General features: G+C 69.7%; 26 protein-coding genes. 13 read left to right on the top strand and 13 right to left on the bottom strand.

Annotation, left to right across the window (positions count from 1 at the left end; all coding sequences use genetic code 11):
* Positions 1 to 728: 728 nt before the first annotated feature.
* On the top strand, positions 729 to 1,148 hold the full coding sequence (locus K2F47_RS25045; protein ID WP_242907674.1) for a VOC family protein: 420 nt from the start codon (positions 729 to 731) through the stop codon (positions 1,146 to 1,148).
* Positions 1,149 to 2,014: 866 nt separating this feature from the next.
* Here K2F47_RS25045 and K2F47_RS25040 read toward each other — a convergent pair.
* The 5 genes from K2F47_RS25040 to K2F47_RS25020 all read right to left on the bottom strand — a co-directional run bounded on the left by K2F47_RS25040 (position 2,015) and on the right by K2F47_RS25020 (position 6,260).
* Entirely contained in the window at positions 2,015 to 2,866 is an 852-nt protein-coding gene (locus K2F47_RS25040; RefSeq protein ID WP_242907672.1) for a helix-turn-helix domain-containing protein, read from the bottom strand.
* A gap of 126 nt (positions 2,867 to 2,992) precedes the next feature.
* Positions 2,993 to 4,051, bottom strand: coding sequence for an ImmA/IrrE family metallo-endopeptidase (locus K2F47_RS25035; protein ID WP_242907670.1), 1,059 nt, complete (start codon positions 4,049 to 4,051; stop codon positions 2,993 to 2,995).
* A gap of 14 nt (positions 4,052 to 4,065) precedes the next feature.
* Positions 4,066 to 4,710, bottom strand: coding sequence for a hypothetical protein (locus tag K2F47_RS25030; RefSeq protein ID WP_242907668.1), 645 nt, complete (start codon positions 4,708 to 4,710; stop codon positions 4,066 to 4,068).
* A 244-nt stretch (positions 4,711 to 4,954) separates the two neighbouring features.
* Entirely contained in the window at positions 4,955 to 5,758 is an 804-nt protein-coding gene (locus tag K2F47_RS25025; RefSeq protein WP_242907666.1) for a glutamate ABC transporter substrate-binding protein, read from the bottom strand.
* 202 nt (positions 5,759 to 5,960) lie between these two features.
* Positions 5,961 to 6,260 carry a hypothetical protein gene (locus tag K2F47_RS25020; protein WP_242907664.1) on the bottom strand — a complete coding sequence of 100 codons (300 nt, stop codon included), beginning with the start codon at positions 6,258 to 6,260 and terminating at the stop codon, positions 5,961 to 5,963.
* Positions 6,261 to 6,415: 155 nt separating this feature from the next.
* Here K2F47_RS25020 and K2F47_RS25015 point away from each other — a divergent pair, with 155 nt between their 5' ends.
* Positions 6,416 to 7,354, top strand: a complete 939-nt coding sequence (locus K2F47_RS25015; protein WP_308198452.1) for a LysR family transcriptional regulator — start codon at positions 6,416 to 6,418, stop codon at positions 7,352 to 7,354.
* Here the strand turns inward: K2F47_RS25015 and K2F47_RS25010 are convergent.
* A complete protein-coding gene (locus K2F47_RS25010) occupies positions 7,324 to 8,172 on the bottom strand; it encodes an aldo/keto reductase (protein WP_242907660.1) in 849 nt (282 codons plus the stop codon). The two genes, K2F47_RS25015 and K2F47_RS25010, sit on opposite strands and share 31 nt — an antisense overlap.
* A 176-nt stretch (positions 8,173 to 8,348) precedes the next feature.
* Between K2F47_RS25010 and K2F47_RS25005 the strand changes: the two genes are divergently transcribed.
* Positions 8,349 to 8,921, top strand: coding sequence for a GNAT family N-acetyltransferase (locus tag K2F47_RS25005; protein ID WP_242907658.1), 573 nt, complete (start codon positions 8,349 to 8,351; stop codon positions 8,919 to 8,921).
* Between the two features lie 12 nt (positions 8,922 to 8,933).
* On the opposite strand, the gene K2F47_RS25000 is transcribed toward K2F47_RS25005, so the two are convergent.
* On the bottom strand, positions 8,934 to 9,659 hold the full coding sequence (locus K2F47_RS25000) for a hypothetical protein (RefSeq protein WP_242907656.1): 726 nt from the start codon (positions 9,657 to 9,659) through the stop codon (positions 8,934 to 8,936).
* Positions 9,660 to 9,924: 265 nt separating this feature from the next.
* Here K2F47_RS25000 and K2F47_RS24995 point away from each other — a divergent pair, with 265 nt between their 5' ends.
* From K2F47_RS24995 to K2F47_RS24975, 5 genes are all read left to right on the top strand, one after another.
* A complete protein-coding gene (locus tag K2F47_RS24995; RefSeq protein ID WP_242907654.1) occupies positions 9,925 to 11,028 on the top strand; it encodes a tetratricopeptide repeat protein in 1,104 nt (367 codons plus the stop codon).
* Positions 11,029 to 11,202: 174 nt separating this feature from the next.
* A complete protein-coding gene (locus K2F47_RS24990) occupies positions 11,203 to 12,900 on the top strand; it encodes a hypothetical protein (protein ID WP_242907652.1) in 1,698 nt (565 codons plus the stop codon).
* Positions 12,901 to 13,060: 160 nt separating this feature from the next.
* Positions 13,061 to 14,470 (top strand): amidase, encoded by a 1,410-nt coding sequence (locus tag K2F47_RS24985; RefSeq protein WP_242907650.1) that lies wholly within the window; start codon positions 13,061 to 13,063, stop codon positions 14,468 to 14,470.
* On the top strand, positions 14,467 to 14,703 hold the full coding sequence (locus K2F47_RS24980; protein WP_242907648.1) for a hypothetical protein: 237 nt from the start codon (positions 14,467 to 14,469) through the stop codon (positions 14,701 to 14,703). Before K2F47_RS24985 ends, K2F47_RS24980 begins: the two co-directional genes overlap by 4 nt.
* A complete protein-coding gene (locus K2F47_RS24975; protein ID WP_242907647.1) occupies positions 14,700 to 16,163 on the top strand; it encodes a DHA2 family efflux MFS transporter permease subunit in 1,464 nt (487 codons plus the stop codon). Before K2F47_RS24980 ends, K2F47_RS24975 begins: the two co-directional genes overlap by 4 nt.
* Positions 16,164 to 16,167: 4 nt before the next feature.
* Here the strand turns inward: K2F47_RS24975 and K2F47_RS24970 are convergent, their stop codons facing one another.
* Entirely contained in the window at positions 16,168 to 16,560 is a 393-nt protein-coding gene (locus K2F47_RS24970) for a helix-turn-helix domain-containing protein (protein WP_242907645.1), read from the bottom strand.
* Between the two features lie 39 nt (positions 16,561 to 16,599).
* On the bottom strand, positions 16,600 to 17,226 hold the full coding sequence (locus K2F47_RS24965; RefSeq protein ID WP_242907643.1) for a maleylpyruvate isomerase family mycothiol-dependent enzyme: 627 nt from the start codon (positions 17,224 to 17,226) through the stop codon (positions 16,600 to 16,602).
* Between the two features lie 149 nt (positions 17,227 to 17,375).
* Here K2F47_RS24965 and K2F47_RS24960 point away from each other — a divergent pair, with 149 nt between their 5' ends.
* The 5 genes from K2F47_RS24960 (at position 17,376) to K2F47_RS24940 (ending at position 22,621) form a co-directional block, all read left to right on the top strand.
* Entirely contained in the window at positions 17,376 to 17,795 is a 420-nt protein-coding gene (locus K2F47_RS24960) for a DUF302 domain-containing protein (protein WP_242907641.1), read from the top strand.
* A gap of 244 nt (positions 17,796 to 18,039) precedes the next feature.
* Positions 18,040 to 18,465: a nuclear transport factor 2 family protein gene (locus tag K2F47_RS24955; protein WP_242907639.1), complete on the top strand. Its 426-nt coding sequence runs from the start codon at positions 18,040 to 18,042 to the stop codon at positions 18,463 to 18,465.
* Between the two features lie 129 nt (positions 18,466 to 18,594).
* Positions 18,595 to 20,190 (top strand): FAD-binding oxidoreductase, encoded by a 1,596-nt coding sequence (locus K2F47_RS24950; protein WP_242907637.1) that lies wholly within the window; start codon positions 18,595 to 18,597, stop codon positions 20,188 to 20,190.
* A 64-nt stretch (positions 20,191 to 20,254) separates the two neighbouring features.
* The gene (locus K2F47_RS24945; protein ID WP_242907635.1) at positions 20,255 to 20,935 is read left to right on the top strand and encodes an alpha/beta fold hydrolase; all 681 of its coding nucleotides are present in this window, start codon (positions 20,255 to 20,257) and stop codon (positions 20,933 to 20,935) included.
* 444 nt (positions 20,936 to 21,379) lie between these two features.
* Complete coding sequence (locus K2F47_RS24940) at positions 21,380 to 22,621, top strand: NBR1-Ig-like domain-containing protein (RefSeq protein ID WP_242908771.1); 1,242 nt, start codon at positions 21,380 to 21,382, stop codon at positions 22,619 to 22,621.
* On the opposite strand, the gene K2F47_RS24935 is transcribed toward K2F47_RS24940, so the two are convergent.
* The 4 genes from K2F47_RS24935 to K2F47_RS24920 all read right to left on the bottom strand — a co-directional run bounded on the left by K2F47_RS24935 (position 22,568) and on the right by K2F47_RS24920 (position 26,691).
* Complete coding sequence (locus K2F47_RS24935) at positions 22,568 to 23,500, bottom strand: peptidase inhibitor family I36 protein (protein WP_242907633.1); 933 nt, start codon at positions 23,498 to 23,500, stop codon at positions 22,568 to 22,570. The genes K2F47_RS24940 and K2F47_RS24935 overlap by 54 nt on opposite strands.
* Positions 23,501 to 23,540: 40 nt before the next feature.
* Positions 23,541 to 24,431 carry a peptidase inhibitor family I36 protein gene (locus K2F47_RS24930; RefSeq protein WP_242907631.1) on the bottom strand — a complete coding sequence of 297 codons (891 nt, stop codon included), beginning with the start codon at positions 24,429 to 24,431 and terminating at the stop codon, positions 23,541 to 23,543.
* 99 nt (positions 24,432 to 24,530) lie between these two features.
* A complete protein-coding gene (locus K2F47_RS24925; RefSeq protein ID WP_242907629.1) occupies positions 24,531 to 25,376 on the bottom strand; it encodes a peptidoglycan-binding domain-containing protein in 846 nt (281 codons plus the stop codon).
* A gap of 304 nt (positions 25,377 to 25,680) precedes the next feature.
* Positions 25,681 to 26,691 carry an ArsR/SmtB family transcription factor gene (locus K2F47_RS24920; RefSeq protein ID WP_242907627.1) on the bottom strand — a complete coding sequence of 337 codons (1,011 nt, stop codon included), beginning with the start codon at positions 26,689 to 26,691 and terminating at the stop codon, positions 25,681 to 25,683.
* Positions 26,692 to 26,738 lie beyond the last annotated feature (47 nt).

Here is a 26,738-nt window from a genome sequence, read left to right as displayed (position 1 = left end):
GCGCGGCCTGGCGCGCCACCGAGGCCGTATTGTGCCCGGAGGGGCGGGGTAGGTGATCCCGTTCGGGACGATCTGTCGCGTCGGCGTGTCGAGGGGCATGCGCAGCAGCGCCGTCCGGTTGAGCTCGCGCGCTCGTCGACGGGTTCGCCGTGCTTAGCGCCGTCCAGGACGGCTGTCGGCGCCCCCACCCGAAGTCGCGCGGTGGCGGCTGGCCTGCCCGGCGTGCGGGTCAGCTGCGGTCTCTTGCCCGTGTTGGGTTGCTGCATGATCAGCACGCTTCCGTGCACGGGACGGCGACGGTCTCTTGCCGGCTCCGGGCTGCCGCCTAACCAGCACGCGGTCCGTGCACGGGTCCTTGTGCGGAAGCACGGGCAGCACGTCCGGCCTACCTGTCGTCGCGCCCTGCCGTCTACCCGTGCCCCCGACGATGATCGTGCGAAAGGAGGAGCAACGCACATCCCCGGCCGCCGCGCGCCGGACGCAGTGATCAGCATGTTGAACGGCAGGTCTCCGACGACCACGAGCACGGTGGCGCAGCCCCCGGACGTTGAACTCGTGCGGCGAGCCTGGAACCGCCGCGTGTCGCGAGCCTCCGCCGTACGAGGGACCACAGCCGGACGAGTTGGAGCGGCGATCTCACCGCGGCGGCGATGAGTTTGGGGGAGCCGGGAGGTCTATGTCTGGAAGCGGCGCGCGCCCGGGCGCGCCGGCGGCTACGGGAGGTTTCTGTGGGAAACGCTGTTGTCCACTTCGAGGTCGAGGGCAGGGACGGCGAGGCGCTCCAGAAGTTCTACTCCGAGATGTTCGGCTGGCTGATCAATGCGAACAACCCAGCTCGATACGGACTGGTGTCCCGCGAGGAGAACCTCAGCGCCGAGGGTGTGGGCATCGGCGGCGCCGTGTTCGAGGTGCCGCAGACCCCATCGTCCAGCTGGCGTGGACCGACCCGCGACGAGGGCTACCAGGGCCACGTCACCATCTTCGTCGAGGTGGACGACGTCGAGACCGCGCTGGTGCAGGCCGAGCGCCTGGGCGGAACCCGGCTCCAGGGGCCGGACGAGGTGATGGGCGGGCTGACCATGGGCAAGTTCAGCGACCCCGAGGGGCATCTCATCGGCCTCATCAGCAAACCCGCCCAGACCGCCTAGCCCCCACGTGCGATCGGCACCACGACACCCGAACGCGGTAGGCAGCGATCACCTCTCCTTCCCCGCCTCCGCCTTCGTTCGGAGTAGAGCCACGTCGCCTAGGGCGCATCGCGCGACGGCTAGCCACCGCGCGATGCGTAGCTGAACGCCTTGGCGCATTCACGGCGGCCTCAGCCTCCCCGCGCGTGCGTGGCCGCCTGGCTTGGTGTGCCACACGGCGACCCCTGTCATCACGCGGACGGTGGCTGAACGCCTTGGACGCGTTGCGCGGTGGCCTTAGCTTCCGCGCGGTGTGTGGCCGCCTGGCTTGGTGTGCCACACGGCGACCCCTGTCATCACGCGGACGGTGGCTGAACGCCTTGGACGCGTTGCGCGGTGACCTTAGCCTCCGCGCCGTGTGTGGCCGCCTGGCTAGTGGTGTTCCACAGCGACCCCTGCCAGCACGCCCGAGGTGTGCCTGAACGCTTCGGGGGCGTTGCGCCGTAGCCTTCGCCCTCTGGGGTGTGTAACTGGCTGGCGGAGTGAGTTGCATACCGCCCTCGCTATCAGGCGGGCGCGTAGTTGATCACAAGGGCGCGTTGTGGACCCACGTGGGGGCGGGGGTGTCCCGCTGGGGTGCGTTGTGTGGTGGCCTTGGCTCTCGCGGGGTGTGACTGTGCGGCTGGGTTGTTACACGGCGATCCCAGTTACCTGCGGGCGTGTAGGTGAACCGCTGGGGCGCGTTGCGTTGGGGGTCTTGGCTCTCGCGCGGGCCTGTGGCTGGGCGGTGGGGCGATGGTCGTTGGGTTGATCGTGACGCGGTGTCGTGTCTGGCGAAGGCGCGGTCGCGGGCCGCGAGGCGGCAGGTGAGTGGGCGGGGCGCGGGGCTAGTAGGACAGGAGGTCTTTTAGGAAGGCGGAGGTGCGGGCGGGGTGGCAGGCGCGGGAGGCTACCAGGCCCATGATGTCCTGGTAGCGGGCGGCCTCCTGGCCTTCGGGGTAGCGCGCTCCGGTGAGTTGTTCGAGGTAGACCACGTCGTTCAGGTCGTGGTCGGCGAAGCGGACGACGGTGATGGGGCCGCCGAGGGCGACGTGGCCGCCTGCCGCGAACGGGAGGATGCGCACGGTCACGTTGGGCATGCCCTCCGAGACCGCGATGAGGTGTTCGATCTGGCCGCGCATCGTCGCGGGGCCGCCGATCGGGCGGCGCAGGGCCGCCTCGTCGATGATCGCCCACAGCTGCGCGGGACGGGTGGGGGAGCGGAGGATCTGCTGCCTGGTCATGCGGACGGAGAGGCGCCGGTCGACGTCGTCCTGGTGCTCCAGACCGATGACGGCTCGCGCGTACTCGGGCGTCTGGAGCAGGCCGGGGACGTACTGCACCTCGTAGCAGTGGATGGCGGACGCGGACTGCTCCAGCCCGAGGTACTGCTCGAACCAGTTGGGGACCACGTCGCCGAAGCTCTGCCACCAGCCGGGCTGCCGCGCCTGCCGGACGAGGTCGAGCAGGCCCTCGCGCTCGCCCGCGTCGTGCACGCCGTAGAGGTCGAGCAGGTCGTGGACGTCGCGCGGCTTGAAGGCGTGCCGGCCGAGTTCCAGCCTGCTCATCTTGGACGCCGAGCCGCGGATCGCCGCGCCGGCCTGGGCGCGTCCGATGCCCTTCTCCTCCCGCAGGCGCCGCAGCCGCGCGCCGATCTGCATGCGCATCGCGGTCGGCGCGGCCTGCCGATTGTCCAGCACAAGATCTCCAGGTCTCGTTCCTGACAACCCTGGGAGCTTCTCACAGTCAATGGTCGCCGCGCAGGCAACCACCGGACAGAGATATGTAACTCATTTCCCTCTTCAGGACCGCTCCAAAATGGCGTTCTAGCGCGGCGGAACGAGAAGGTCCAGATCGGCGCGGGTGACCCGGGCGGATTCGGCCAGCCGGTCACGGTCGGTGCCCGCCGCGCCTACCAGTTCGACCGCCCTGGTCAGCATCGTGGGCCGTTCCAGCGCCCGGACTCCGCCCGGTTCCTGGCGCCGCCATCCGCGTGTGCTCATCGTGCTCATCGCGTTCCGGTACGCGTTCTCTTTCATGATCCCGAGCGTGCGGGCGCGGTAAAGGAGCGCGGCCATACTGACGCCCCATATCCGTTTCAACTCGGCAAGACGGTCCCAGTCGGCGGTTCCCGGCAATTCTTCGGAGATTCCTTCTTCGGGCATCAAAAATTCTGCGGCGAAACGGTTCGCCTGGTCTTCGACGATCCGTTCGCCGGGTTCGGCGTCGGCGTGCATCACCAGGTGCCCGAGCTCGTGCGCACCGTCGAAGCGGTTGCGCCAGTAGTCCCCTTTCGCCGGGTTGAAGAACACCATCGGACGGGGGTGGATCCCGACGCTGAACGCGTCCACCCGCTCCGCCGCGGCCGGCAGGACGAGCACGATCACCCCGTGCGCCTCCAGCAGCCGCACCACGTGCGCGACCGGGCCCGGGTCGCCGAGGAGCGCCTTCCTGGTGACCTTCGCCGCCTCCACCGGGCCGCTCCCGGCGATCTCGTCCGGCGCGACGGAGTACTCGGGCAGGTCGACGGCCGGGAAGTCGACGGCGTCCTCTAGCGCGGCGACGACGTCGGTCGCGATGCGGCCGTAGGCGAGCGCCTGGTCACGCTCGATCTGCGACGTCGATCGCAGCGAGCGGAAGTGCGCGCCGTCCATCGAGACGGGGCTCCGGCCCGCTCGGAAGAACTCGACCGGGACGCCGAGCGCGATCGCCAGCCGCGCGAGCGTCACGTCCGGGGGGCGGTGGACGCCCGCCTCGTACTGCCCGATCGCCTTCGGCGTGGTGCCGACGCGCTGCGCGAGCTGGTTCTTGCGCAGCCCCCTCAGCCGCCGGGCCAGCGTCAGCCGCTCACAGTCGAACGGCGGCCCGGCGGCCCGCCGGGCCATCCGATCATCGTCCACTAGGCCGTTTCAGTGCTCGTCTCTTCTCGGAGCCGCATGGGCACATCGGCCGCATCGCTCCACAGCGGCAACGTCCGCTCGACGAGCTTACGACGTGGATCACGTCCCAGCGCCTCGTCACTCAGCTCCCGAACCCAGTGCCAGGCCGTCCCCCCATCGGCGTTCCACCTGGGCCGACCCAGGTAGAGCTCCATCTCCAGCGGTTCCTCGCTGGCGCTGTGGGCCAGCACCAGCGTCAGGACCCCGGGCGTGTCGTGGACGATCCCGAGGTCGAGCGCGAGCTGCGGATCCTCCGCGTAGCCCTGCCGCGCCACGGCCTGCTTGGTCGGGCTGTCGCGATCCCACCGGACCGCCCCCACCGCGCCGAACTCGTGCCGTTTCGTCAGCACCCGGTACGGGCCGTACCGCCAGCCGGGCGACCCGTTCAGGTCGTCCCGGACGACCCGCTCGTCGCCCTCGAAGACCCGGTCGATCTGCGACTCCAGCACGTCGAACGCCCCGACCCCGAACGAGCGCTCCTTGAATCCGGCGGCGCGGCTCAGCCCGCCGAAGACCGCCAGCGTGGCCTCGCGGTGCGCCTCCCGCACCGCGTGCAGGAACCCCGCCGTCCGCAGCTCCTTCCAGACAACCCGCTCCTCGTGCATCACTCCACGCTAGCGACCGCCCCCGACATTTCACGCCGCGACGCCTCCATGCCCTCCCGGCGTGAGGGTTACATTCCCCTCGGCGCGGCACCAACGTGCTCCCGGCGCGGCGTCTATGTGCTCCCGCCACGCGCCTGCACGCTCCCGACGTGGCGTCTACGTGCTCCCGGCGCGGCGTCTGCGTGCTCCCGACGTGGCGTCCGCATGCTCCCGGCGCGGCGCCTCCATGCTCGCGGCGCGACGGCTACGTGCAGCCCTCGAACTCGGGGACGGAGGTCGTCATCTTGAGGTCGGACGCGCCGAACCACTTGCTCAGGAGCCGCGCGGCCGTTCCGTCCTGGTACATGGTGGTGAGGGCCCGGTTGACGCCTTCGCACCCATCGATGTCGCCGCTGCGCAGCCCGACGCCGTACCGCTCGTCCGTGAAGGGCGCGTTGATGATCTTCACGCGGTCGCGGTAGCGGGCCGCGAACCCGGCCAGGACGAGGTCGCCGGTCGAGACGACGTCGACCGTGCCGCCGAGCAGCATCCTGACGCAGTCGCTGTAGGACGACCCGCGAACGAGCCTCGGGCGGATCCCCAGCCCGATCACGACCCGTTCAGTGGAGACCGAGCCGCTCGCCTGGCACATGCGCCGTCCGCCCAGGTCGCGCACTCCCCGGACGCCGGTCTCGGCTCGCCGGAGCATGATGTCCTGGTGGGCGACATAGTAGGGGCCACCGAATGTGACGAGTTTCGCACGGTCCGGAGTAATCGAGTATGAGGCCAGCACCAGGTCGACGGTGTGCGCGTTCAGCAGCTTTTCCCGATTGTCCGATCGGACCGTCCGAAAGGTGACCTGCTTCGCGCCCATGTGCTTGGCGATGTAGGTTCCGACATCCACCTCGAACCCGTGGTAGGTGCCGCCTTCCTTGAGCCCGAGCCCCGGCTGGTCGTCCTTGACGCCGACGACGATCGTGTCCTTGCTGGACACCGACGCCGTGGCCGCGGCACATCCGGTAAGGCCCAGGCACGACAGCGCGACCACCCAAACCAATCCACTGTTCACGCGCCATGGCTACCAACCCAAAGCGTCCCTCAGGTGAACGCCAGGAAACGCGGGAATTCACTGATCGCGGCCGAACTCCGGGCCGCTTGGACGCGCTTTTCCGACGTGCCTCCATGACGCCGGGTGAGCGTACGGAACCGCAGCGAATAGGTCGCAGCTCAAGCGCCCTACTACGGATGGGACGGTGCCGCTCGGGACGGGTTCAATGGCGCTTTTTGGAGCGGGCACTTTTCACCGGGGTCGCCTTGCCCTCGGCCACGAGGCGTTCGTGCTGCTGCCAGCCCTGAAGCCATTTCCAGGCGGCACCGAGCGCCGCCGTCATGGCGGCGATCATGAAGCTCGTGAGTTGTGTCTCGTCCAGGTGCGCGCCTGGAACGATCTTGGCGATCAGCGCGGCGAACCAGCCGGCTGCGACGGCGAACACCGGAGTGAACAGGGTGACGAGGCGTCCGAGCCATGAGGCCTCGGTGTCCGGCAGCACGCTTTCCACGGATTCTGGCACGTGTATTACCTGCCCTTTGGTCGGGGGAGTGGCCCTCAGGGTGTGGCGGCGTTCGGCCTCGGTGAACGGCGAAAGGACACCGTCCGCACAGGATCGAGCACCAACAGTCACATTACCAGGTCGCATTGTCGCTAGGGTTTGAATGAGGGGGTTTGGTGTTCGACTTCTTGTTGCTTCAGGCGTTGTGCGCGGTGCGTGAGCATGGAACGTTGGCCCGTGCGGCGGAGGCGTTGCATATTACGGCGTCGGCGGTTTCCCAGCGGATCGCGAAGCTGGAGCGGGAGACCGGTCAGGCGATGGTGGAGCGGGCCGGGCGCGGGGTGCGGCTGACCGGCGCGGCCATGGTGCTCGTCGCCTACGGCGACCGGATACTCTCGCTGGTCGACGAGGCCGAGGCGACATTGGACGGTCATCGCGGCGCGGTCGCCGGACGGCTTTCCGTGGCAGGCTTCTCGACCGCCGTGCGGGGATTGCTGCCGGTGGCGCTCGGGGCGATGCGGGAGCGGTATCCGGAACTCGCGGTGGAGGTCTCGGAACTGGAGCCCGACGCGGCGAGCGTGCGCGTCGCACGCGGGGAACTGGATGTGGCGATCGTTCAGGACTGGTTCAACGCACCGCTCGAACTGCCCGCCGGATTAATGAAGGCGCCGCTCCTGGACGATGTCGTCGATGTCGCTCTACCGGAGTCGCATCGACTCGCGGGACGCGCCGTTCTCGGGGTGGAGGAACTGGCGGGCGAGGAATGGATCACCTGGCCCGTCGGCGCCGTCTGCCACGGCTGGCTGCTCCAGACGTTCGCCGAGCCGCGGGTGGTGCACACGGCCGCCGAGCACCCGACTCAGCTGGCGCTGGTGGCGGCGGGGCTCGGGGTGTGCGTCCTCCCACGGCTCGGCCGGGACGAACTGCCGCCGGGCGTCACCGTCGCCGCGGTGCGGCCGGTGCTGAGCCGGCATGTGTACGCGGTGTGGCGGCGGGACGTGGCGCGGCGGCCGGCCATCGGCGCGATGGTCGAGGAACTGGCCGCCGCGGCTGATCATGGTGCTGCCGCGTCCGGTGCCGCTGGTTACGGCGCGGCGATTTTCGAGAGGAACTGAAACTGCTCGTCGGACAGTTCCAGGTCGGCCGCGGCGAGGTTCTCCTCCAGGTGCGCTAGGGACGACGTTCCCGGAATCGGCAGCATCGCCGGGGAACGCTGGAGCAGCCAGGCGATGGAGACCTGAGCGGCCGTGGCGCCCGTTTCCTCCGCGATTTTGGTGACGGGCCCGCCGGGCCGGGTCAGCTTCCCGGAGGCGATGGGAATCCACGGGATGAACGCGATGCCCTCGCGTTCGCAATAGTCGAGGACGTCCTCGTGGCCGCGGCTTTCCAGGTTGTAGAGGTTCTGCACGCTGACGATGTCGACCACCTCGCGGGCCGCCTCGATTTCCGCCACGGAGACCTCGGAAAGGCCGACGTGGCGCACCTTGCCCTCGTCCTGAAGGGCCTTGAGCGTGCCGAACTGGTCGGCGGCCGGGACCTTCGGGTCGATGCGGTGCAGCTGGTAAAGGTCGATGCGTTCGACGCGCAGCCGCCGCAGGCTCAGTTCGGCCTGCTGGCGCAGGTACTCGGGGCGTCCGAGCGGAACCCATTCGGACGCGCTGGGCCGGCTCTGCCCCGCCTTCGTCGCGATGACCAGGTTCTCGGGGTAGGGGTGAAGGGCCTCGGCGAGCAGTTCCTCGTTCGCCCCGAGCGCGTAGGAGTCGGCGGTGTCGATGAACGTGACGCCGAGTTCCACGGCGCGTCGCAGCACGGCGATGGCGCCGGGCCGGTCGGCGGGCGGAGCCCAGATGCCAGGTCCGGCGAGCTGCATGGCGCCGTAACCGAGCCTGCGCACGGGCAGGTCTCCGCCGATGGTGATGGTCAGGTCGTGCATAACGTCTCCTTTAACGGGTCCCTCCATTCTCTCAAGCGCGGTGGGCGCCGGGCATGAGGGCTGCTTCAAGGAACCCTCCGGTCCCGCTTAACCCTTGCGGGGCGGCGGTTGTGGCCACTCGGCGGCCCATTCGGATGGGGCGTCCACGACGCGTGCCGGTGGGGTTGAATGGCGGTATGCCGAACCTCGTTCCACCGGTCGTCGCCCCCGGAACCCTCGCCGCGTACGCCCAGCCCGTCATCGACGCGGGCCGCGGTCTGGTGCTGCGCCCATGGACGCACCGGGACGCGTCCGTCCTGCTCGCGGCCCGGCAGGACCCGTTGATCCGCCGGTGGGGCGTGCGCAGCGTCGAGTCGATCGAGGAGGCGGAGGAGATGATCACCGCCTTGGCGGACGGCTGGAAGACCGAGACGACCGCCGGTTGGGCGGTCGCGCGGGGCGAGGAGATCCTCGGGCATGCCGGTCTGCGGACGATCGACCTCAAGGAAGGCGTCGCGGAATGCGCCTACTGGGTGCGGCCGATGGCCCGGGGGCAGGGCATTGCGCCTGTCGCGCTGCGCGCGCTGTCCAAATGGTCCATCGGTGTCGCCGGGCTGCACCGCATCGAGCTTTATCACTCGGTGGAGAACATGCCCTCGTGTCAGGTGGCGGCCAAAAGCGGCTACACACTTGAAGGAACGGTGCGCAGCGCCGTCCTGCACGAGGACGGTTGGCACGACATGCACCTTCACGCATTGGTGGACGAGTAGCCGCCCGGGCATTCAGGAATTGGGGCTACCGGCGATGAGGTCGGAGAGGCGGGTGCCGAGTCGCTGGAAGGGACCGCGCAGCCGCCTGTCCCGGGCGGCGGCGCGGGCCAGTTTCCGGTCGCCGTAGCGCCGCCGCGCCCAGGGTGAGTTCGGGCGGGCCAGCCGGATCGCGCCGACAATGGCCACGATGCCGATGAACAGCCCGATCAGGCCCGTCCACACCTTGCCCTTGACGAGCGCGACCAGCGTCACCAGCAGGTTGAACAGCAGGGTCAGGGTGATCGCCCACACGGTGCCCTCCTCGTCCCCGATGCCGAGCGGGCGCAGCCCGAGCAGCGCCAGCCCGCACAGGGCGATGGCGATGAAGACGACCTGCACCGACAGCCGCCCCTCATCGCTCCAGTAGACGTCGTCGAGGTGGAGGACGAGCGCGAACTCGTCCAGGACCAGGGCCGTTCCGACGCCGAAGACGCCCGCCAGCACCCCGGCCAGCGCGGAGGTGCCGTCGGCGACCAGCAGGCCGCTGATGCCGCCCACGCACATGAACACCAGCCCGAAGATCACATGGTGGACGTGGTGGCCGCCCGGCGTGACGTTGCCCGGCCACCACCGGGCCCCGCGCCGGATCATCCGCACGCTGAACCGGATGAAAAGGAACGCCGCGATGAAGGCCACCAGGAAGACGAAGAGCCGCAGCCGTCCGCTGTCGACGATCTCCCGCGTGAACCAGGTGCCCATGGGTCCAATCATGCCCCGCCTCTCGCGCCGTCTATCAGGCGGCCGCGAAATCGCGCCCCGGGCCGCCGCCAAGACCATTGGGCGGTAACTTGTTCGCCAAAAGACGGTGTTCGTTCCGGGCCGCTGGGCGGCGGCATCGAATAATGGACGACGGTTTCCGTGTAGCGGTGTTCGACGTCTGCCATGCGCCGATAGCGGAAGTATTCGGTGGTGGACGATCAAACCGGGGCCTTTCGCCTCGCGTCCCCTGAGACGGAGAGCGGCCGTGCTGACCGATCGCTATGCGCTGCGCCTGGCGGCGGCCACGGCATTGTCCGTCGCTGTGGCGGCCGGCGCCGATGTGCTGCACTATCGGTCCGCGCCTGAAAGACGCCATTTCGCGGTGCCGTCCGGCGCTATCGTCCGGTATCAGAACAGCCTGCGCTGTTCCCCGCGCGATTACCGGACGTGGGCGGCCCTGGGCGCCGCCTACATCGCGCGGGCCGGGGTCACCGTCGATCCCGCCTTCTATCCGAAGGCCGAGGAGGCCCTCCCCCGGTCGCTGAGCCTCAACGGCACCGGCAACGCTTCGGCGATGGCCGCGATGGCGTCGCTGGCCAACGCCCGGCACGAATACGCCGACGCCGTTAGCTGGGGTGAGCGCGGCACGCGCATCGGCGCTGACGTGCAAGCTGTGCTCGCCGACGCCTACACCCACCTCGGCGCCTATAAGGCCGCCGGCGCCGCACTCGCCCTCCAGTCCGGTGACCTGGACGCGGCCGACCGGCATTACCTGGCCGCGCTCGCCACCGATCCCGCGTTCCTGCCCGCTCGGCATGGAAGGGCCAAGGTGCACGCATTGCGCGGCGACCTGCAATCGGCGGCCGACGGCTACCGCGCCATCGTGGACCGCGCCCCGCGTCCACGCAACTTCATCGAGTACATAGAGGTGCTGAGAGCCGCCGGGCATAGGCGGGAGGCCGCCCGCCAGGACGAACTGCTGCGCGCGGAATGGCGGTCTCTCGCCGCCAACGGAGTCGTGAACGACCTGGACGCCGCCGACTCCGGCGACGCGGCGGGCGCGCTTCAGCACGCACGGGCCGAATGGTCCCGCAGCCGGGGAGTGACCGTCGCGGACGCCCTCGCGTGGGCGCTGCACCTCAACGGCCGTGACCGCCAAGCCCTCCAATTCGAACGGCGGGCGACGCGGCTGGGCTGGCGTAACGCGCTGTTCTACCAGCACCGCGCCGGTATCCGCGCGGCTCTGGGTGATGACGCCGCGTCCGCGCGTGATCGTGCCGCCGCCCGCCGGATTACCTCCTACTGCGACCTCCGATTCCCGGCGGTCTTCCGCGCCTCTCTGGCCACTTTCGTCCCACCGGATTCATAAGCCTCAACGGTCACTATCGCGTTTGGCGCGGGACAAAATCCCCGTGATCGAGGTTAGGATGATCATGTAAGAAAGGGACGGAACTTCCCGCAGGTGCGATCCTCTCGCAGGATCACTCCGTCCGGTTCTGCGCCCACTCCTCGACCTCCTGTCAGCGCACAGAAGGGAAACCAGGTGAGGCGTTGGAGAACTACCCTGACCATCGGGGCCGCGCTCGCGGCGCTGCTCGTCGTCCCGCAGACGGCGACGGCGTCCCCGAAGACCACGGCCGACCAGGCGGCGCCCGGCGCGGCCGCCCGGCCGCCGCTCCCCGGCTCCGCAGGGCCCCTGTTCACCCTCGGCCACAGCAAGATCAAAGCCAAGGCGCGGTCCACGGCCGCCGACCACACGGTCACCCTGCGCGGCATCAACATCGACGGAATGCCCGTCGCGCCGCTCGCCACCATCATCGATCCGGCGACCGGCGCGGAGTACCCGCTGGTCGAGGCCGGTGACACGCTCACCGCGAGTGTCCCGGACGGCGATTACAGCCTGACCGTAATCGTGCTCACCGGGGCCCGCGACGCGCCCACCGACCTCGCCCTGTACGGCGACCCCACGCTCCAGGTGCACGGTGACGTCGACCTCACGCTGGACGCGCGGACGGCGTCGGAGATCAAGGCGGTCAGCCCGTCCGCGACCGCCTCGCTCGTCGTCAGCCACGCCCAGCTCGTCCAGACGATCGCGGGCCAGGAACTCGTCACGATCATCAGCGGCAGGCCGGGGCTCAGCCTGCGCGCGTGGCCATCGGCGAGCACATCCCGTCCGTACCATTTCCTTTATGCGGAAAGCCAGTCGGAACCGCTGACGACCCAGCCGTCCCCGCGCGTCTACAATCTCGCGTTCCCGACGTCCGGACATATTCCGTCCGCGCTGACCTTCACCGCGACGCCGGAAAGCCTCGCCTTGGTGAACACCACCTACGGCACCCAGGGAGTGCCGTCCGCCAGCGCCGGGCCGCACGTCGACTACGCCGACTTCAACGGCATCGGCGCGGCGCCCGGGCTCCTGCATCTCGCCAACGCGCCCAGTACCCAGCGCGTCTACTACACCGCGAACGGCATGAACTGGAGGGGCCTGTACTTCTACCAGTTGAACAGCGTCCAGGTGGTGGAGCAGCAGACCGGGCTGCGCTCCTACACCGCCGGGGCCACCTATTCCGCGGCGTGGAACAAGGCCGCCTTCGGGCCGACGATGAAGGTCGGGCACGGCCAGGGGCAGCTCCTCGCCCGTCCGATGCTGGCCGACACCGGGCAGCTCGGCTACGAGAACTCCGCGGGCAACAATTCCCAGGGCACCACCGGCACGCTCACCCTCTACCGCAACGGGCAGAAGGTCGGCGAGAGCACCAACCCCCTCGCCGGAGACTGGACGGTGCCCGCCGACACCGCGCAATACCGGCTCGACATGTCCGTGACACGCCAGGTCCCCTGGTCGAAATACGCCACGGGCATCAAGACGAGCTGGAGTTTCCCGTCCACCGAAAAGCCCGGGGACCCGTTCGAGCACCAGCGCGGTCTGCTCCAGCCACGCATCACGGGTGCTTTCGACGCCAACGGGCGCGCGCCGTCCGGCACCACGTTCCCGCTGAACATCACGGTCGAGCGGCCCGAGGGCGGAACCGCCGTCACCTCGTCGTCGCTTGAGGTCTCCTTCAACGACGGCGCGACCTGGACCAGCGCGCCGCTGACCCCGTCCGGCACCGACCGCTGGACGGCCGCGATCGCCCACCCCGCCAGCAACAACGGTTATGTGGCCCTGCGGTTCAAGGCCGCCGACGGCTCCGGGAACGCGGTCCAGCAGACCGTGACCCGCGCCTACGGCCTGCGCTAACACCTTCCGGTTACGGCCCCGGGGCGTCCACGCCGGACGCCCCGGGGCTGTTCCGTCTCGGGGAGACGTCACTCACACGTGGTTGCACTCAACCCGGGTTGAGTTACGAAGGTTGCGTTCTGCCCGCCGCCCAGCAGGGGCGGCGTTACGGAGGTGGAACGTGATCGAGGCGTTGACCCTGACCGAGGCCGCTGACGCGCTACGTAACGGGACGGTGACCAGCGTCGGCCTGACCGAGGCGGCGATCGCCGCGGCGGACCGGTCCGACGCGTCGCTCGGGGTGTATCTGGCGCGGTTCGACGAACAGGCGCTCGCGGCGGCCCGCCGCGCGGACGAGGAACTGGCGCGCGGCGTCGACCGGGGGCCGCTGCACGGCGTCCCGGTCGGCGTCAAGGACACGATCGCGGCGGCGGACGGCCCGACCACCGCGCAGAGCCTCGTCCTCGACCCGGACTGGGGCGCCGGACGGGACGCGCCGGTCGTGGCCCGGTTGCGCGCGGCCGGTGCCGTCCTCACCGGGAAGACGACCGCGATGGAGTTCGGTTGCGGACTCCCGGAACCGGACAAACCATTCCCCATCCCACGCAACCCATGGCGGCATGAGTCCTGGGCCGGGGGCTCCAGCTCGGGTTCCGGGAGCGGAATCGTGGCGGGGATGTTCCTCGCCGCGCTCGGCAGCGACACCGGCGGTAGCATCCGCATGCCCGCCGCCTTCTGCGGGGTGACCGGGCTGATGCCGACCTTCGGCCGCGTCCCGGTCGACGGCTGCGTGCCGTTCGGTTACAGCCTCGACCGCGTGGGCCCTCTCGCCCGCAGTGCCCGCGACTGCTCCGCGGTACTGAGCGTTATCGCCGGGGTAACCGGTTTCACCGAGCCGCGCTTCGAGGGTGACCTGACCGGCGTCCGGGTCGGTATCGCGCGTGAGCACCACTTCCCGGCGGACGGCGACCCGGCGGTGCGCGGCGCGTTCGACGAGGCCGTGTCCGTCCTGGCCGGGCTGGGCGCCGTCCCGGTGGAGATCACCCTGCCCTACTGGCGGGAGATGGTCACCGCGACCCTCGTCACCGCGACCAGCGAGGGCCTGGCCTACCACCGCGCCGACCTGGCCCGCCGCTGGGACGACTACACCGCGGCCGCACGCGGGCTGCTCGCCACGGGCGCGCTGGTGTCGGGCGCGGAGTACGTCCAGGCGCAACGCGTCCGGCAGGTGGCGCAGCGGGCCGTCGACGCGCTGTTCGCGGACGTCGACGTGATCGTGTGCCCGACCGCGTCGATCGGGGCCCCGCCGTTCGACGCCCTGGCCGACGAGGCGGGCCACCAGGACAGCGCGGGCGCCTTCGGGAAGATCCACACGCTGTACTGGAACCCGCTGGCCAATCCCGTGCTCGCGGTGCCGATGGGGCACACCGCGTCCGGCCTGCCCTTGTCGATGCAGATCGCGGGCCCGGTCTCGGACGAGGCCGCGGTCCTCCGGGCCGGCGACGCGTTCCAGCGACACACCGCCTGGCACCGCCGCACCCCCGCGCTGGACACCGCGGTAACCGGACCGTCCGAGGAGGTAACCGCGTGACCACCCCCAACGAGAACGATGTAACCGCTGTTTACCGCGATGTGAGCGTGCGGGTGAGGAGTCTGCTTGCCGCCGCCGACCTCCCGGCGGGGGAGCGGCAGATCGCCGGGCTTGTCGCGTCCTATGTCGCGACGCGTCCGGCCATCGACGCCCTGTTCGACGTGGCGGAGGCGCGGTACGCGAGTCCCGTGCTGGAGCGCGGCGTTCACATGCGGCCAAAGGAATCAGCATGAGGCCGCTCACGCAAAGACGGCGCGCCACGACACCCCCCAAGGACGAGCACATCCGGCGGCACGAGCGGCTGGTCATGGCGCTGGCCTGCGCGGGGACGTTCGTCGTCATCCTCGACGCCACGATCGTGTCGGTGGCGCTGCCCGGCATCCGCGGCTCGCTGGGGTTCTCCACGGCCACGCTGCCCTGGGTCGTCAACGCCTACACGCTCGCCTTCGCGGGGTTCCTGCTGCTCGGCGGACGGTGCGCGGACGTGTTCGGGCACCGCGCGATGCTGCTCACCGGCATGTCCGTGTTCACCGGTGCGAGCCTGCTCGGCGGCCTCGCGGTAACACCGGTAACACTGCTGGCCGCGCGCGCCGTCCAGGGGTTCGGCGGGGCGCTGCTCGCGCCGGTGACGCTGTCGCTGCTCACCACGACGTTCACCGACCCGGCACGGCGGGCACGGGTGCTCAGCACGTGGAGCGCGGTCGGCGCGGTCGGCGCCGCGTCCGGTCCGCTGGTCGGGGGCGTCCTCACCGGGTGGGCGGGGTGGCGATGGGTGTTCTTCGTGGTCGTCCCGCTCGGGGTGCTCGCCCTCGCCGGGACCGCGCGGGGCCTGCCGCGCCGCGACGTCCCGGGCCGCCGTCCCCGGCTGGACGTGGTGGGCGCCGCGCTGGCCACCGCCGGGCTGACCGGCGTGGTGTACGCGGTGATGCGCGCCGCCGTCGCGGGCTGGACGAGCCTTGAGGTAACGGGCGCGCTAACCGGTGGTCTCGCGCTACTGGGGATCTTCCTGGCGCACCAAGCGCGCTGGGCCCGGGAACCGCTGCTGTCCCTGGGGATCTTCCGTTCACGGGCAGTGAGCAGCGGAAACCTGGTGATGCTCCTGCACGGACTGGGCTTCTTCGCCAGCCCGATCCTGCTGTCGCTGTACCTCCAGGACGTCCACGGCTGGACACCGCTGCGGGCCGGGCTCGGTTACCTGCCGGTCGGGATCGCGATGTTCGCGGGCGCGCGGGCGGCGGGCCCGCTGACGGTCCTGCTCGGGCCGCGCCGCGCCGTCGTGGCGTGCTGCCTGATCGGCGCGGCAGGGTTCGCCGGGGTGGCCTACTTCCTGGGGGTGGACGGCTCGTACGCGCTGACCGTGGTGGTGTCGGGTTGTGTCTTCGGTTTCGGGACGGGTGCCGCGTTCACCCCGATCACGGTCGTGGCGACCAGCGGCGTCCCGCCGGAGCAGAACGGGCTCGCGGCGGGCGTGCTGAACACCGTCCGGCAGACCAGCGGGGCGATCGGGCTCGCCGTGATCAGCACGGCCTCGTCCTCGGCGGCGGGGGCCTGGGCCGACGCGCATCCCGGACGGGGCGGCGCGGACGCCCCGGCGGCGCTCGCCCACGGTCACACCGTCGCCTTCCTGGTTTCGGCCGGTTGCGTGGCCGCCGCCGCCCTCGCGGCGACCCTGGTCATGCCCCGTGCCCGCTGACTACTCAGAAGGGCACGGGAACGGACTCCCGGAACAGCGGGCAGCCCTCCGGGGCGCCCTCGTGCCGGCAGGTGAGGAGGTAGCGCAGGTAGTCGCGCGCCGCGTCCAGCCGGGCGATGTGCTCCTCCAGCGCGGCGATGCGGCCGTGGACGGTCTCCCGCCAGCGCGGACCGGCCTCGGCGCGGCGCAGCAGCACGCCGATCTCCTCGATGGACATCAGCCCGGTCTCCCGCCACAGCTTGATCAACGCCACCCGGTAGACCTGCTCGTGGTCGAAGTAGCGCTGCCCGGAGCGGCGGCGCGGCTCCAGCAGCCCGCGCCGTTCCCAGTAGTGCAGCGTCGAGAGGGGCAGCCCGAACCAGTCGGAGACCGTCCGTATCGGCGTCAGCTCGTCCATGTCCCCATTTTGCGTGGCGAAGTTGGACATGCACGTGGTTCAAGCGGTGGACGTGAGCGCCGCCACGCCGGGGCCGTCCAGCTCGTCCAGCGCCGTCCGCCGCCCGGAAAGGACCAGCAGCAGCGCGAGCGCCGGGCCGCTCACCTCCGGCCCCGCCCCGATCGACAGCCCGGCATCCGTGGCCGTCAGCCGGACGTGGGCCGCCGTCTCCTTGGCACCTCCGAACGACGCGGACGTCCGCGCCTGCAACCGGAGCGCCCTGACCACGGCGTCCTGGGGGTAGGCGCGGGCCAGGCCCAGCGGCCGGCGGATGTCCTCCCCGTGGACGACCTCCTCGACGAGCCGGGTGTCCAGGGGCGCCGGAGGGCCCGACGTCCGCGTCGCGACCTGGCGGAACCGCTCCAGCGTCACCTGTGGTGTCGCACCCAGCTCACGCTCCACGCCGCGCGCGTTCTGCCGGTCGAAATCGAACCGCGCCCGGACGAGCGCGGCCACGAAGCCGAGGCGCGTCGTCAGCGCCGTGTCGACCAGGTGGGCGACGACCTCGTGCACCGTCCACCCTTCGCAAAGGGAGGGTTTTTGCCACTGCTCGTCCGTCAAACCGGCGAGATCGTCGATGAGCGCCGCGCGCTCGGCGTGCACGATCGGCCACACGTCGCCCTTCATGGCATTCCCTTCGGCCGTTGATGAGGTCCACCTCCTCAGACCAGCCATGTCCCGGGAACTCATCGCCGCGCGGCGAACGTTTTCGGCAGGTGGGGTCCTCCCCAGGCGCGGGTGCGCGAAAATGGGCTGCCGCCGAAGGAAGGACCGGTATGGGGGATCAAGGAATGGTCACCGTCGCCAGCGGTTGGTCCGTCGGCGAGACGATCGACCGCCTCCAGGCGGCGGCCGCCGACGCCGGCCTGCTGGTCTTCGCCCGGATCGATCACGCGGAGAACGCCGTCCGCGCCGGGTTCGAACTGCGGCCGACCCAGCTGCTCATCTTCGGCCATCCCCGTGGCGGGACGCCGTTGATGCAGGACCGGCAGACCGCCGGAATCGACCTTCCGGTGAAGGCCCTCGCCTGGGAGGACGCCGACGGCAAGGTGTGGCTGACCTACAACGACGCGTCTTGGCTCGCGGCCCGGCACGGGCTCGGGGCCGCGAGTGAGAACGCGGTCAGAGCCATCGACACGGGCCTCACCCGGCTCGTTCAGCAAGCGACAGACCCGGCAGACCCGGAAGACCGATGAACGCGCCGCTTCGCCGACACCCCGCGGGGTGAACCTTCCCGATGGCGAAACCACTGACGATGGAATCGCTCTCGTCACCCTTGCTGGCCTGGACGAGATAGGAAGCGCGCTCACGGGTCTGAGCGTCACCGTCCGTATCAGCGCGAGCGGTGTCCACGCGCCGCGTTGATTACGTGGGAGGTAATCGCCCAGGGGCGGGCGGCGCTGTCAAGGTTGGCCTCGTCCGACCCGAAGGAGGCCGATCATGTCCGACACAGGCACGCGCGCTGTGGTCGAGGAGTTGCTGCGACGGATCGGTGAAGGCGATCCAGAACGGATCGCGGCGATGTACGCCGAGCAGGGCGACTGGAAGTTGAACTGGCCCGAGAACGAACACGGCCGCGCCGCCACACCCTGGATCCGGCACCGGACCGGCCGCGCAGACGCGGCCGCCCATTTCCGGGGGATCGCCGAGCATCACGTCCCCGAGGAAGCCGACACCCAAGTGGAACGCGTTCTCGTGGACGGGGACGACGCGGTGGTGCTCGGGGAAATTCGGCAGACGGCCCGCGCCACCGGACGCGCCTACCGCGCCCGGTTCGCCCTGCACCTCACGGTCGAGAACGGCCAGATCACGCGCCACCACGTCTACGAGGACAGCCTCGCCGTAGCGCAGGCTTTCGCCTCCTGACAGATATCCGCCCCGGCGGACATCGGCGGAAAGTTGTACGCCGAGCCGGCGAAGCATTCTGCTTTCCGCCGACCGCGGAGGAACACATCGGCCGATGTGCGGGTCACGCCGCGCGGCGAGCCTGAGGGGGTGACCAATGACAACGCACCCTCCCGCCGAACCCTTCTTCGCGGTGCCGCCCTGACCGCCGCGTCCCTTCCGCTCGCCGGAGCGGCGCTGCCCGCCGCCGGTTCGCCGCTCCCGCGAGAACAAGCACCGATCACGGTGGTTCCCGGCGATTCCCGCTACAGCTCACTGGTGTTCCGCGGATACAACCGGCGATTCGAGTGCGAGCCGGACCAGATCCGTGTGGTCGGCTCCACGGCCGATGTCGTGCTGGCCGTCAATGAGGCCGTGCGAACGGGTCGGCGCATCGCCGTGCGCAGCGGCGGCCACTGTTTCGAGAACCTGGTCGACGATCCCGCCGTCCGCCTGCTCGTCGACATGTCCACCATGACGGACGTCCAGTACGACCCGCGGCGCAACGCCTTCATGGTCGAGGCGGGCGCCACGCTCGGCGAGGTGTACCAAAGGCTGTTCCTGGAATGGGGCGTCACCATTCCCGGCGGCACCAGCGCGGATGTGGGAGCGGGCGGCCACGTCTGCGGCGGAGGCTATGGAGCGCTGTGCCGGCTGCACGGCCTGACCGTGGACCACCTGTACGCGGTGGAAGTCGTCGTGGTCGGAAGGGACGGCAAGGCCAGGAGCGTCGTGGCCACCCGAGAAGCGTCGGACCCGAACCGCGATCTGTGGTGGGCGCACACCGGGGGCGGCGGCGGAAACTTCGGAATCATCACCCGCTACTGGTTCCGGTCGGCGGGCGGCGACCCAGCCGAACCGCTTCCCCGGCCGCCCTCCACCGTCCTGGACTTCTCGCTCGACTGGTCCTGGGACGAACTGGACCGGGAAACGTTCGTGCGGCTGCTCCGCAACTACGGAGAATGGACGGAGCGCAATTCCGCCCCCGGCTCGCCCGCCGCCGCGCTCTACGGCGGGTTCACGCTCACCAGCCGTCCGACCGAGACCATTACGCTGTCCGGCCAGGTGGCCACCGACAAGGGCGCGCGACCGCTGCTGGATGACCTGGTGAACGCGCTCCGCCGGGGCGTCGACGCGCGACCGGCACAGCAGATATCCACGCTGCCGTGGCTCCTCGCCGCCACCAAGGGGTTCGGCGGCGGTCCCGGCCCCTTCCACCGCGTCAAAATGAAGTCCGGTTTCCGGCGCCGCCGCTTCACCGACGAGCAGATGGCCGTCGCCCATCACCATCTGACCCGAGCCGATTACCACCACCCCTACGGGCATCTGTTCATCAACACCTATGGCGGCCGGGTCAACACCGTCCCACCGGGCGCTACCGCGATGGCGCACCGCGACTCGATCTTCCTGGCCGGTTTCCTCGTCGGCTGGGACGACCCGTCCGAGGACGCCAAGCACCTCGGGTGGATTCGCGAGTTCTACCGGGACGTCTACGCCGACGGCGGCGGCGTTCCCGCCGGTGCCGCCGACCAAGGCGCGTTCATCAACTATCCGGACACCGATCTCGCCGACCCCGAGCAGAACACTTCCGCCACTGCGTGGCACGCGCTCTACTACGGCGACGGCTACACGCGCCTTCAGCAGGTGAAGCGCCGCTGGGACCCCCACGGCGTCTTTCGTCACGCTCTGTCGATATCGTTCGACTGACCGTCCTCAGAATCGGTGCGGCGCGAACCGATGAGGTTTCGTGCCGCGGCAGGTCACTATCGGCATGACGACTTTCGTACTCATCCACGGCGGTGGTGGCAGCGCGTTCGACTGGCACCTGGTCGAAGCGGAGCTCCGCGACCGCGGGCACGACACGTTCGCGGTGGACCTGCCCGTGTCGGACCCGCGGGCGGGGCTCTGGGAGTACGCCGACGCCGTCGTCGAGGCCGTCGGCGAGCGCGGGCCGGTCGTGGTGGTGGCGCACTCCTGGGGCGGCTTTGTCGGCCCGCTCGTCTGCGAGAAGATCAAGGTGCCCACCTCGTTGGTGCTGGTCAGCGGCATGATCCCGGCTCCGGGTGAGGCGCCGAACGACTGGTGGGAACGCAGCGGGCGGCCCGCGTCCGACATCACCGACGACTACGAGCTCTACCTGCACGACGTCCCGCGGGACCTGGGCCGGCGGGTGCTCGACCACGACACCGCGCAGTCCGAGGGGATGAGCATGGACCGGGCGGTACGCGAGCCGTGGCCGCTGCCCGCCTGGCCGGACGTCCCGACGCGGTATCTGCTGTGCCGCGACGACCGCTTCTTCACCCCCGAATTCGTACGCCGCCATGTGAGGGAGCGGCTCGGCATCGTCCCGGACGAGATCCCCGGCAGCCATATGGCGATGCTGTCCCGGCCGCGTGAGATGGCCGACTACCTGGCGCGGATACCCGCGCCGACGGAGCCGCTCCCCGAATGACGTGAAACGTGGGGTGTCCGCCGCCGCGAACCAATGGCTGTTTCGCGGCGCCGATCGGCAACATCTGCCAAAGGGGCGAAGAAGTCAGATCGCGGGCGCTCGCCACGGCCTGCGCCCGGTTCCTCCGAACCAGGCGAACAATCGAACTCTCCATCAAGAACCGGCGAACACTTCGCAAGATCTGGTCTGCCTGCAAAGGCGGTCACCACCGGCAAAGCCGCCGCCGTCCGTCAGAACGGCGAAGTCGCGCGGGCGGCAAGCGTCGCCGCCCGGCCCGGCCGCACGTCTCCGGGGCCGATGTCAACCGCTTCACTTGTGACGACGATCTTGCTTTCAGATGGTCTGAATCTAACAACCTCGTATCCGGACACGGCTTCGCCCGCGGATACAAATTGGATCTTGAGTGAAGCCCGTTCGCGCTGTTAGCTTCAGCCGGTGGGCGACATGCGTGCACAGGCGACGGCCATCGCGGACTTCGCGGCGGTCCTGCGGGAACTGCGTCAATCGGTAGACAACCCGCCGTTCCGGGAGATGTCGGGACGTTCAGGGGCGATCTCGCACACAACCCTGCACGAGGCCACGAAGGGCAACCGGCTGCCGAGCTGGGGCACGACCGTCGAGTTCGTCAAGGCGTGCGGTGCGGACCCGGCCGTCTACCGCGAGCGCTGGGAGCAGGCGAACCGCACGGTGAGGTCGGCGGGCGCCAGACCGACCCCGCCGTCGGGCGCCCAGGCGATCCCGCCGTCGGGCGCCCAGGTGACCCCGGCGAACGCTCAGGAGACCCCCGCGAACGCCGAGGACGAGCCCGTGCCGGATGCCCCCGACGACCCTCCACTGGACGATGACGCGACCCTCGCGACGGACATCGCGACACTTCCCACGATGCCCATCACCCTCGGCCCCCAGGGCCCCCGGACGGTGAGCGCGGCATCCGTCCCGAAATCGCAGTCCCCGCCAGCGGGGATCGTGGGCGTCATCCCGGCCGCCTCGCCAGCGTCGAGAGGCCGAGGACGAAACCGGCTGGCACGTCCCATGGTGGTCGTGCTCGCGGCGGCGGCCGCCGGGCTGGGCACGATGGTCGCCATCGCGGTCGCCGACCATCGCGACTCCGGGACGGGTGAGGCGGGCAAGGAGCCGCCCGGCAGCCTGTCGAAGGCCGAGTCGGCCCCGGTCGACTGCCCGGTGCCCGTGTCCAATCCGGCACCCGCACCGCCGACCCGCAAAGGAGACGCGGCGGTATTCATCGCGGACGTGACGCTGCCCGACTGCGCACGCGTCGCGCCGGGCAAGACGGTCACGAAGGTATGGCGGCTCAAGAACGCGGGAACGGTCCCATGGGAGGGCTACTCCCTGCATCGCCTCGACCTCCCGCAGCGGGCGGACAATTGCCAGACCATTTCCGACGTCCCGATCAGTGACACGCAGCCGGGCAAAGAGGTCGACATCAAGGCCGACATCACCACGCCGCGGAAGCCGGGCCTGTGCTACGTGCGGTTCAAGCTGGTGGACGCCGAGGGAAGGGTGGCCTTTCCCGGGAACAGGCCGGTCAACTTCCAGGTCGTCGTCGAAGGAGCACCGGTTCCCCGCCCGGGGGGACTGGGCGGGGAACCGGCGTCAGGCGAGCCGCGGGTCTCAGGACAGCGAGATCCCGGTGTAGTACGCCTTGAGAATGGTGGAGTAGCTTGAGCCCGCGTTGGCCTTGTCACGCGAGCCGTACTGCGACATCCAGTCCCCGTTCACCCAGCCGCCGCACGCCGTGGTCGTCGCGCAGTAGTGGGCCTGGAGGATCTTCCCGCCGCGGGTCATTCTGGTGCCCCACGTCGCGTCCACAGCGGAGTTCGTCGACGCCTTCGCCGAGCCCGGCTTGTACACCTGGCTCGACGTCGTGTCATAGACGTCGAAGCATTGCCCGCCCGAGGTCTTGTTCGTCGAATGCAGTGCCCAGTACCAGCCGAAGCTCTTGACCGCCATCGCCCCCGCCTTGAGGGATTCGGCCGGCCAACTCGGCACCCATTCGTTGGGCAGGACGTTCTGCACGTAGGTCTTGAACGCCACCCGCTCGACGCGGTTCAGCGACACCCGGTAGACGAGGATCGTCGAGGGCAGTTCGCTGTTCGAGCCGTCGGTCTTGCACCCGGTCGGCGGCGCGGAGTCGAAGAGCTGGTGCGAGGCGTTCTGGTTCTTCAGGGCGGAGCCCAGGTTCTCCTTGGCGCCGGACGCGAAGTCCTGCGAGTTGCCTCCGTAGTCACTGTTGTAGTAGACGCGGACGATTTTTCCGGTGCGGTTCCAGACGGATGCGGCGGCGTTCTTGACGCACTGCCCCTGGCCCGCCCCGGGCCCCTTGAAGTCGTAACAGGTGGGCTGTTCGGTGCCGTAGTCGGCGACGGAACCGGTGAAGTCCGAGACGGACCCCTGGTTGTCGCTGTTGAAGTAGTAGCAGAACTCGCCGTCGTCGCACACACCGTCACGGCCCGCCGCCGAAGCGGACGTCCCCGGGATGAAGACCATTCCGCCGATCGTCATCGCGGCCGCCGCCGCGGCGAACCGCCTGATTCGTTTCGACATTCGTTTCGACACAGTCACCGTCCTCTGCTGTGGCAACGCGCTAGCGGACGTTGTAGCCCTGGGAGTTCCAGAACGAGGTCGGGTTGGGGTTGTCGAGCGTGTAGTCGTTGACGCTCTTGGCGGCGTGCGTCTGCCGTCCGGGCCGCATTTCGACGTGGGTGTGCGCGCCCGAACTGGAGGAGATCCCGCGCCATGCCTCGTCGGCGATGACCTGGCCGCGACTGACCTGCTGGCCCACGGCCAGCCCGGAGCGCGGAGCGGAGTGCAGGTAGATGACCGTCTTGCCCAGCGAGGAGTTGTAGACGGAGATCGTGGAGAGCCCGCTACTGCCATTGGCGCCGCGCGCGATGTAGATGACCTCGCCGGGCACCAGCGCGTGCACGTCCGACCCGATGCCGCGGGCGATGTCGATGCCCTCGTGCCGTCCGGGGGTGGTGGTGTAGCCGTCGAAGCCGCAGGTGATGGAGCCGCCGCTCAACTCGTAAAGGCCGAACGACATGTTCGTCCGCGTCGTCGGGTTGAACTCGTGCGAGGCGTTCTGGTTCTTCATGGTGGGGTTCAGGTTGGCCTTGGCGCCCGGCGCGAAGTCCTGGTGCGCGCCGCCGTAGCCCGTGTTGTAGTGGACGCGAACGGTCTGGCTGCTGCGGTTCCAGACGGATGCGGCGGCGTTCTTGATGCACTGCCCCTGGCCCGCCCCGGGGCCCTTGAAGTCGTAGCAGGAGGGTTGTTCGGTGCCGTAGTCGGCGACGGACCCGGTGAAGTCCGAGACGGACCCCTGGTTGTCGCTGTTGAAGTAGTAGCAGAACTCACCGTCGTCGCAGACGCCGTCACGACCGGCCGCCGAAGCGGTCGAGGTGAAGGTCGCGGCCGCCGCTCCGGTGAGCGCCAGGGCGGCGGTCGCTGCGGTGAGGATCCTGTTGAGCGTTCTCATACCGTTCTCCTTGTCCGTGGGGCCTTTGTGCGTAGGGCCTTCGTCCGTGCGCCCTTGTTCGTGAGGCCTTCGTCCGGGGGGCCTTGAGTTACGGATGGATCAGCCGAGCCGGTATTCCTCCCAGGTACGAATGGGCAGCCTCGGCCCGTCGTCCGGGCCGCGGTCCGCGAGCCCGTTCATGCCGAGGTAGTAGTCACCGACCTGGTGCTGAGCCTGTGCGGAGAGGTCGGTGTCGCTGATGGCGACCGCGTGGATGTGCCACGGCCAGTCGCCCTGTTCGGGGCTGCGCACCCACGCCGCGAATCCGACGCGGCGCAGTGTGCGGGCAACGGTGGTGCGGGTGGCGGGGCTCATGTCCGCGACCGAGATATCGACGACGCCCCCGCCGTCGTGGGTACCGGCGGACGTCGGGTCGCCACCGGGGTTGTAGGAACCCTGATCCAGCGCGAGATCCCGGCCGAGGAGCCTTTTCGCTTCGGCCAGCATGCTCTGCGTCCGGGTGTTGATGACGACGTCCCCAACGGCGACGCGTGCACCCGGCACGAGAACGTGGTTGACCGTGAAACGCCCGGCGCCGAGTTTGGTGAGCGACGCCTTTCCCGGCAGCCCGGAGGCGTCGAGCCCGCTGTAGCCGAGCGACTCCTGGTATTCGGCGAACGCGGCGATCGTGGTGGTGCCGAAGTAGCCGTCCACCCATTTGGCGTCCAGCAGATTCCGGTCGCGCAACGCCTCCTCGACCAGGAGCACGCTCGCCTTGGCACCCGGCGTCAACGTGTTGTCGTCCCGGCGCGGATCGATCTGGGCCGCCTTGACGGTGGCCTCCATATTCACGCCGGGCAGAACCGGGACCCCGGCCGCCCGCGCCGTGGAGATTCCGGACGCCGTACTCAGAGAGCCGAGTAGCGCGGCCGCCACAAGGGCGGCGACACGTGAGGATACTTTCATCGTCCCTCCTGGTCGCGGGCAGTGGGGGAGCGGGGCCCGCCGGGGACCAACGTCACGGATCAGCTCACGTGTTCACAAGATGATCTCTGTTGTCAGCCTGTACGCCGAACACGGATCTGACAGCGGACGGAGCGGTGGACGCCGTCCACGGCTCGTTCGTCCGACCCCCCGGAACAGCCCGTTCACCAGGTCGAACACCGTCCAGATGGGCCCGGTCCGAACCACGCCCAACGAAGCCCGCACGAGGTGTTCGGACGGCGCGTCCGGCTCGTCCGACGGGACGGAGTCGGAATGGCGTCGCGGGTTATGCGGAAGCGGTGAGGGCGTTGCCGAGCGGGGTCCGGGTGTAGAAGGTGCGGCCGGCGTGGCGGGCCTCGGTGATGAGGTTGTTGTTCTTCAGGACGGCCGCGTGGCGGGACAGTTGCGAGGCGGAGATCGCGGTGCGGCGCAGAATGGCGTCCGTGGGCGTACCGGTGGTGATGGCCAGGAGGATGGCCGCACGGGTATGGCCGATGAGTTTGGCCAGTGCGTCGGGGTCGGATTCCGCGAGCTGGGCAGGCGTATGCCCGACGCTGTAGAGCAGCACGGGAGGCAGGGCCGGATCGGCGAATGCGACGGGTGGACCGCTACAGAACCACGAGGGGATCAACGTGAGCCCGCGGCCCTGCAATCGGATGGAATGCGAGACCGGGTACGGGGCGCGCAGAATTCGTTCGCGAGGATGCCAGATCGTGGTGGGGCTCAAGTGGCTGAGCATGGCGTCGATGCCGCTGGTGGTGCGAATGCCGGTGAGCCGGGTGCGTTCGACGGCGATCCGGTCGGCGATGGCAGGCCAGGACGGCGCGAGGGCGGTGTTGAAGTAGGCGCGCATGGTGTCGCCGAGCAGGTGCAGCGCGGAGAGGTCGCCTGCCGCGAGTTCGGCGCCCCAACTCGGCGCCCCGCTGCGTGTGGCGAGCCGGTCCAACTCGTCCTCGATGCGCCGGCGAGGGGTGGACAGGAGCGTGTCCAGGCCCTGGTCGAGGCCGTCCGTCCCGGCGTAGGGGGTGAGGAAGTCCGGGAAGTAGGACGAAACGGGCGTCAGGGGCAGCAGGTGCCGCTGGACGTGGTGGCCCAGCCGCCGTCCGGCCAGGGCGGACAGGGTGTCGGCGCGCCACCGCGCCACCCCGGGCGGCATCCGCGGGGCGGGCGCCCCGGACGGACGGCAGGGCTGGAGCCGGTGCAGGCTCAGCACCAGCTCCCACAACGTGTGCGGGCCCGGGCAGACGCGCAGACGCGCGAGATCCTGTGTGGTGAAATATATGGATAACTGTGGCATTGCCCCCCTCGCCTAACGACAATCGTCAATCATTCGAAGTGAACGGC

Origin of the sequence: Actinomadura terrae (genome assembly GCF_022751215.1) — a bacterium.
Lineage (GTDB): Bacteria > Actinomycetota > Actinomycetes > Streptosporangiales > Streptosporangiaceae > Spirillospora > Spirillospora terrae.
The sequence above is the reverse complement of the archived record's forward strand: the minus strand, read 5'-3'. Positions and strand labels throughout refer to the sequence as shown.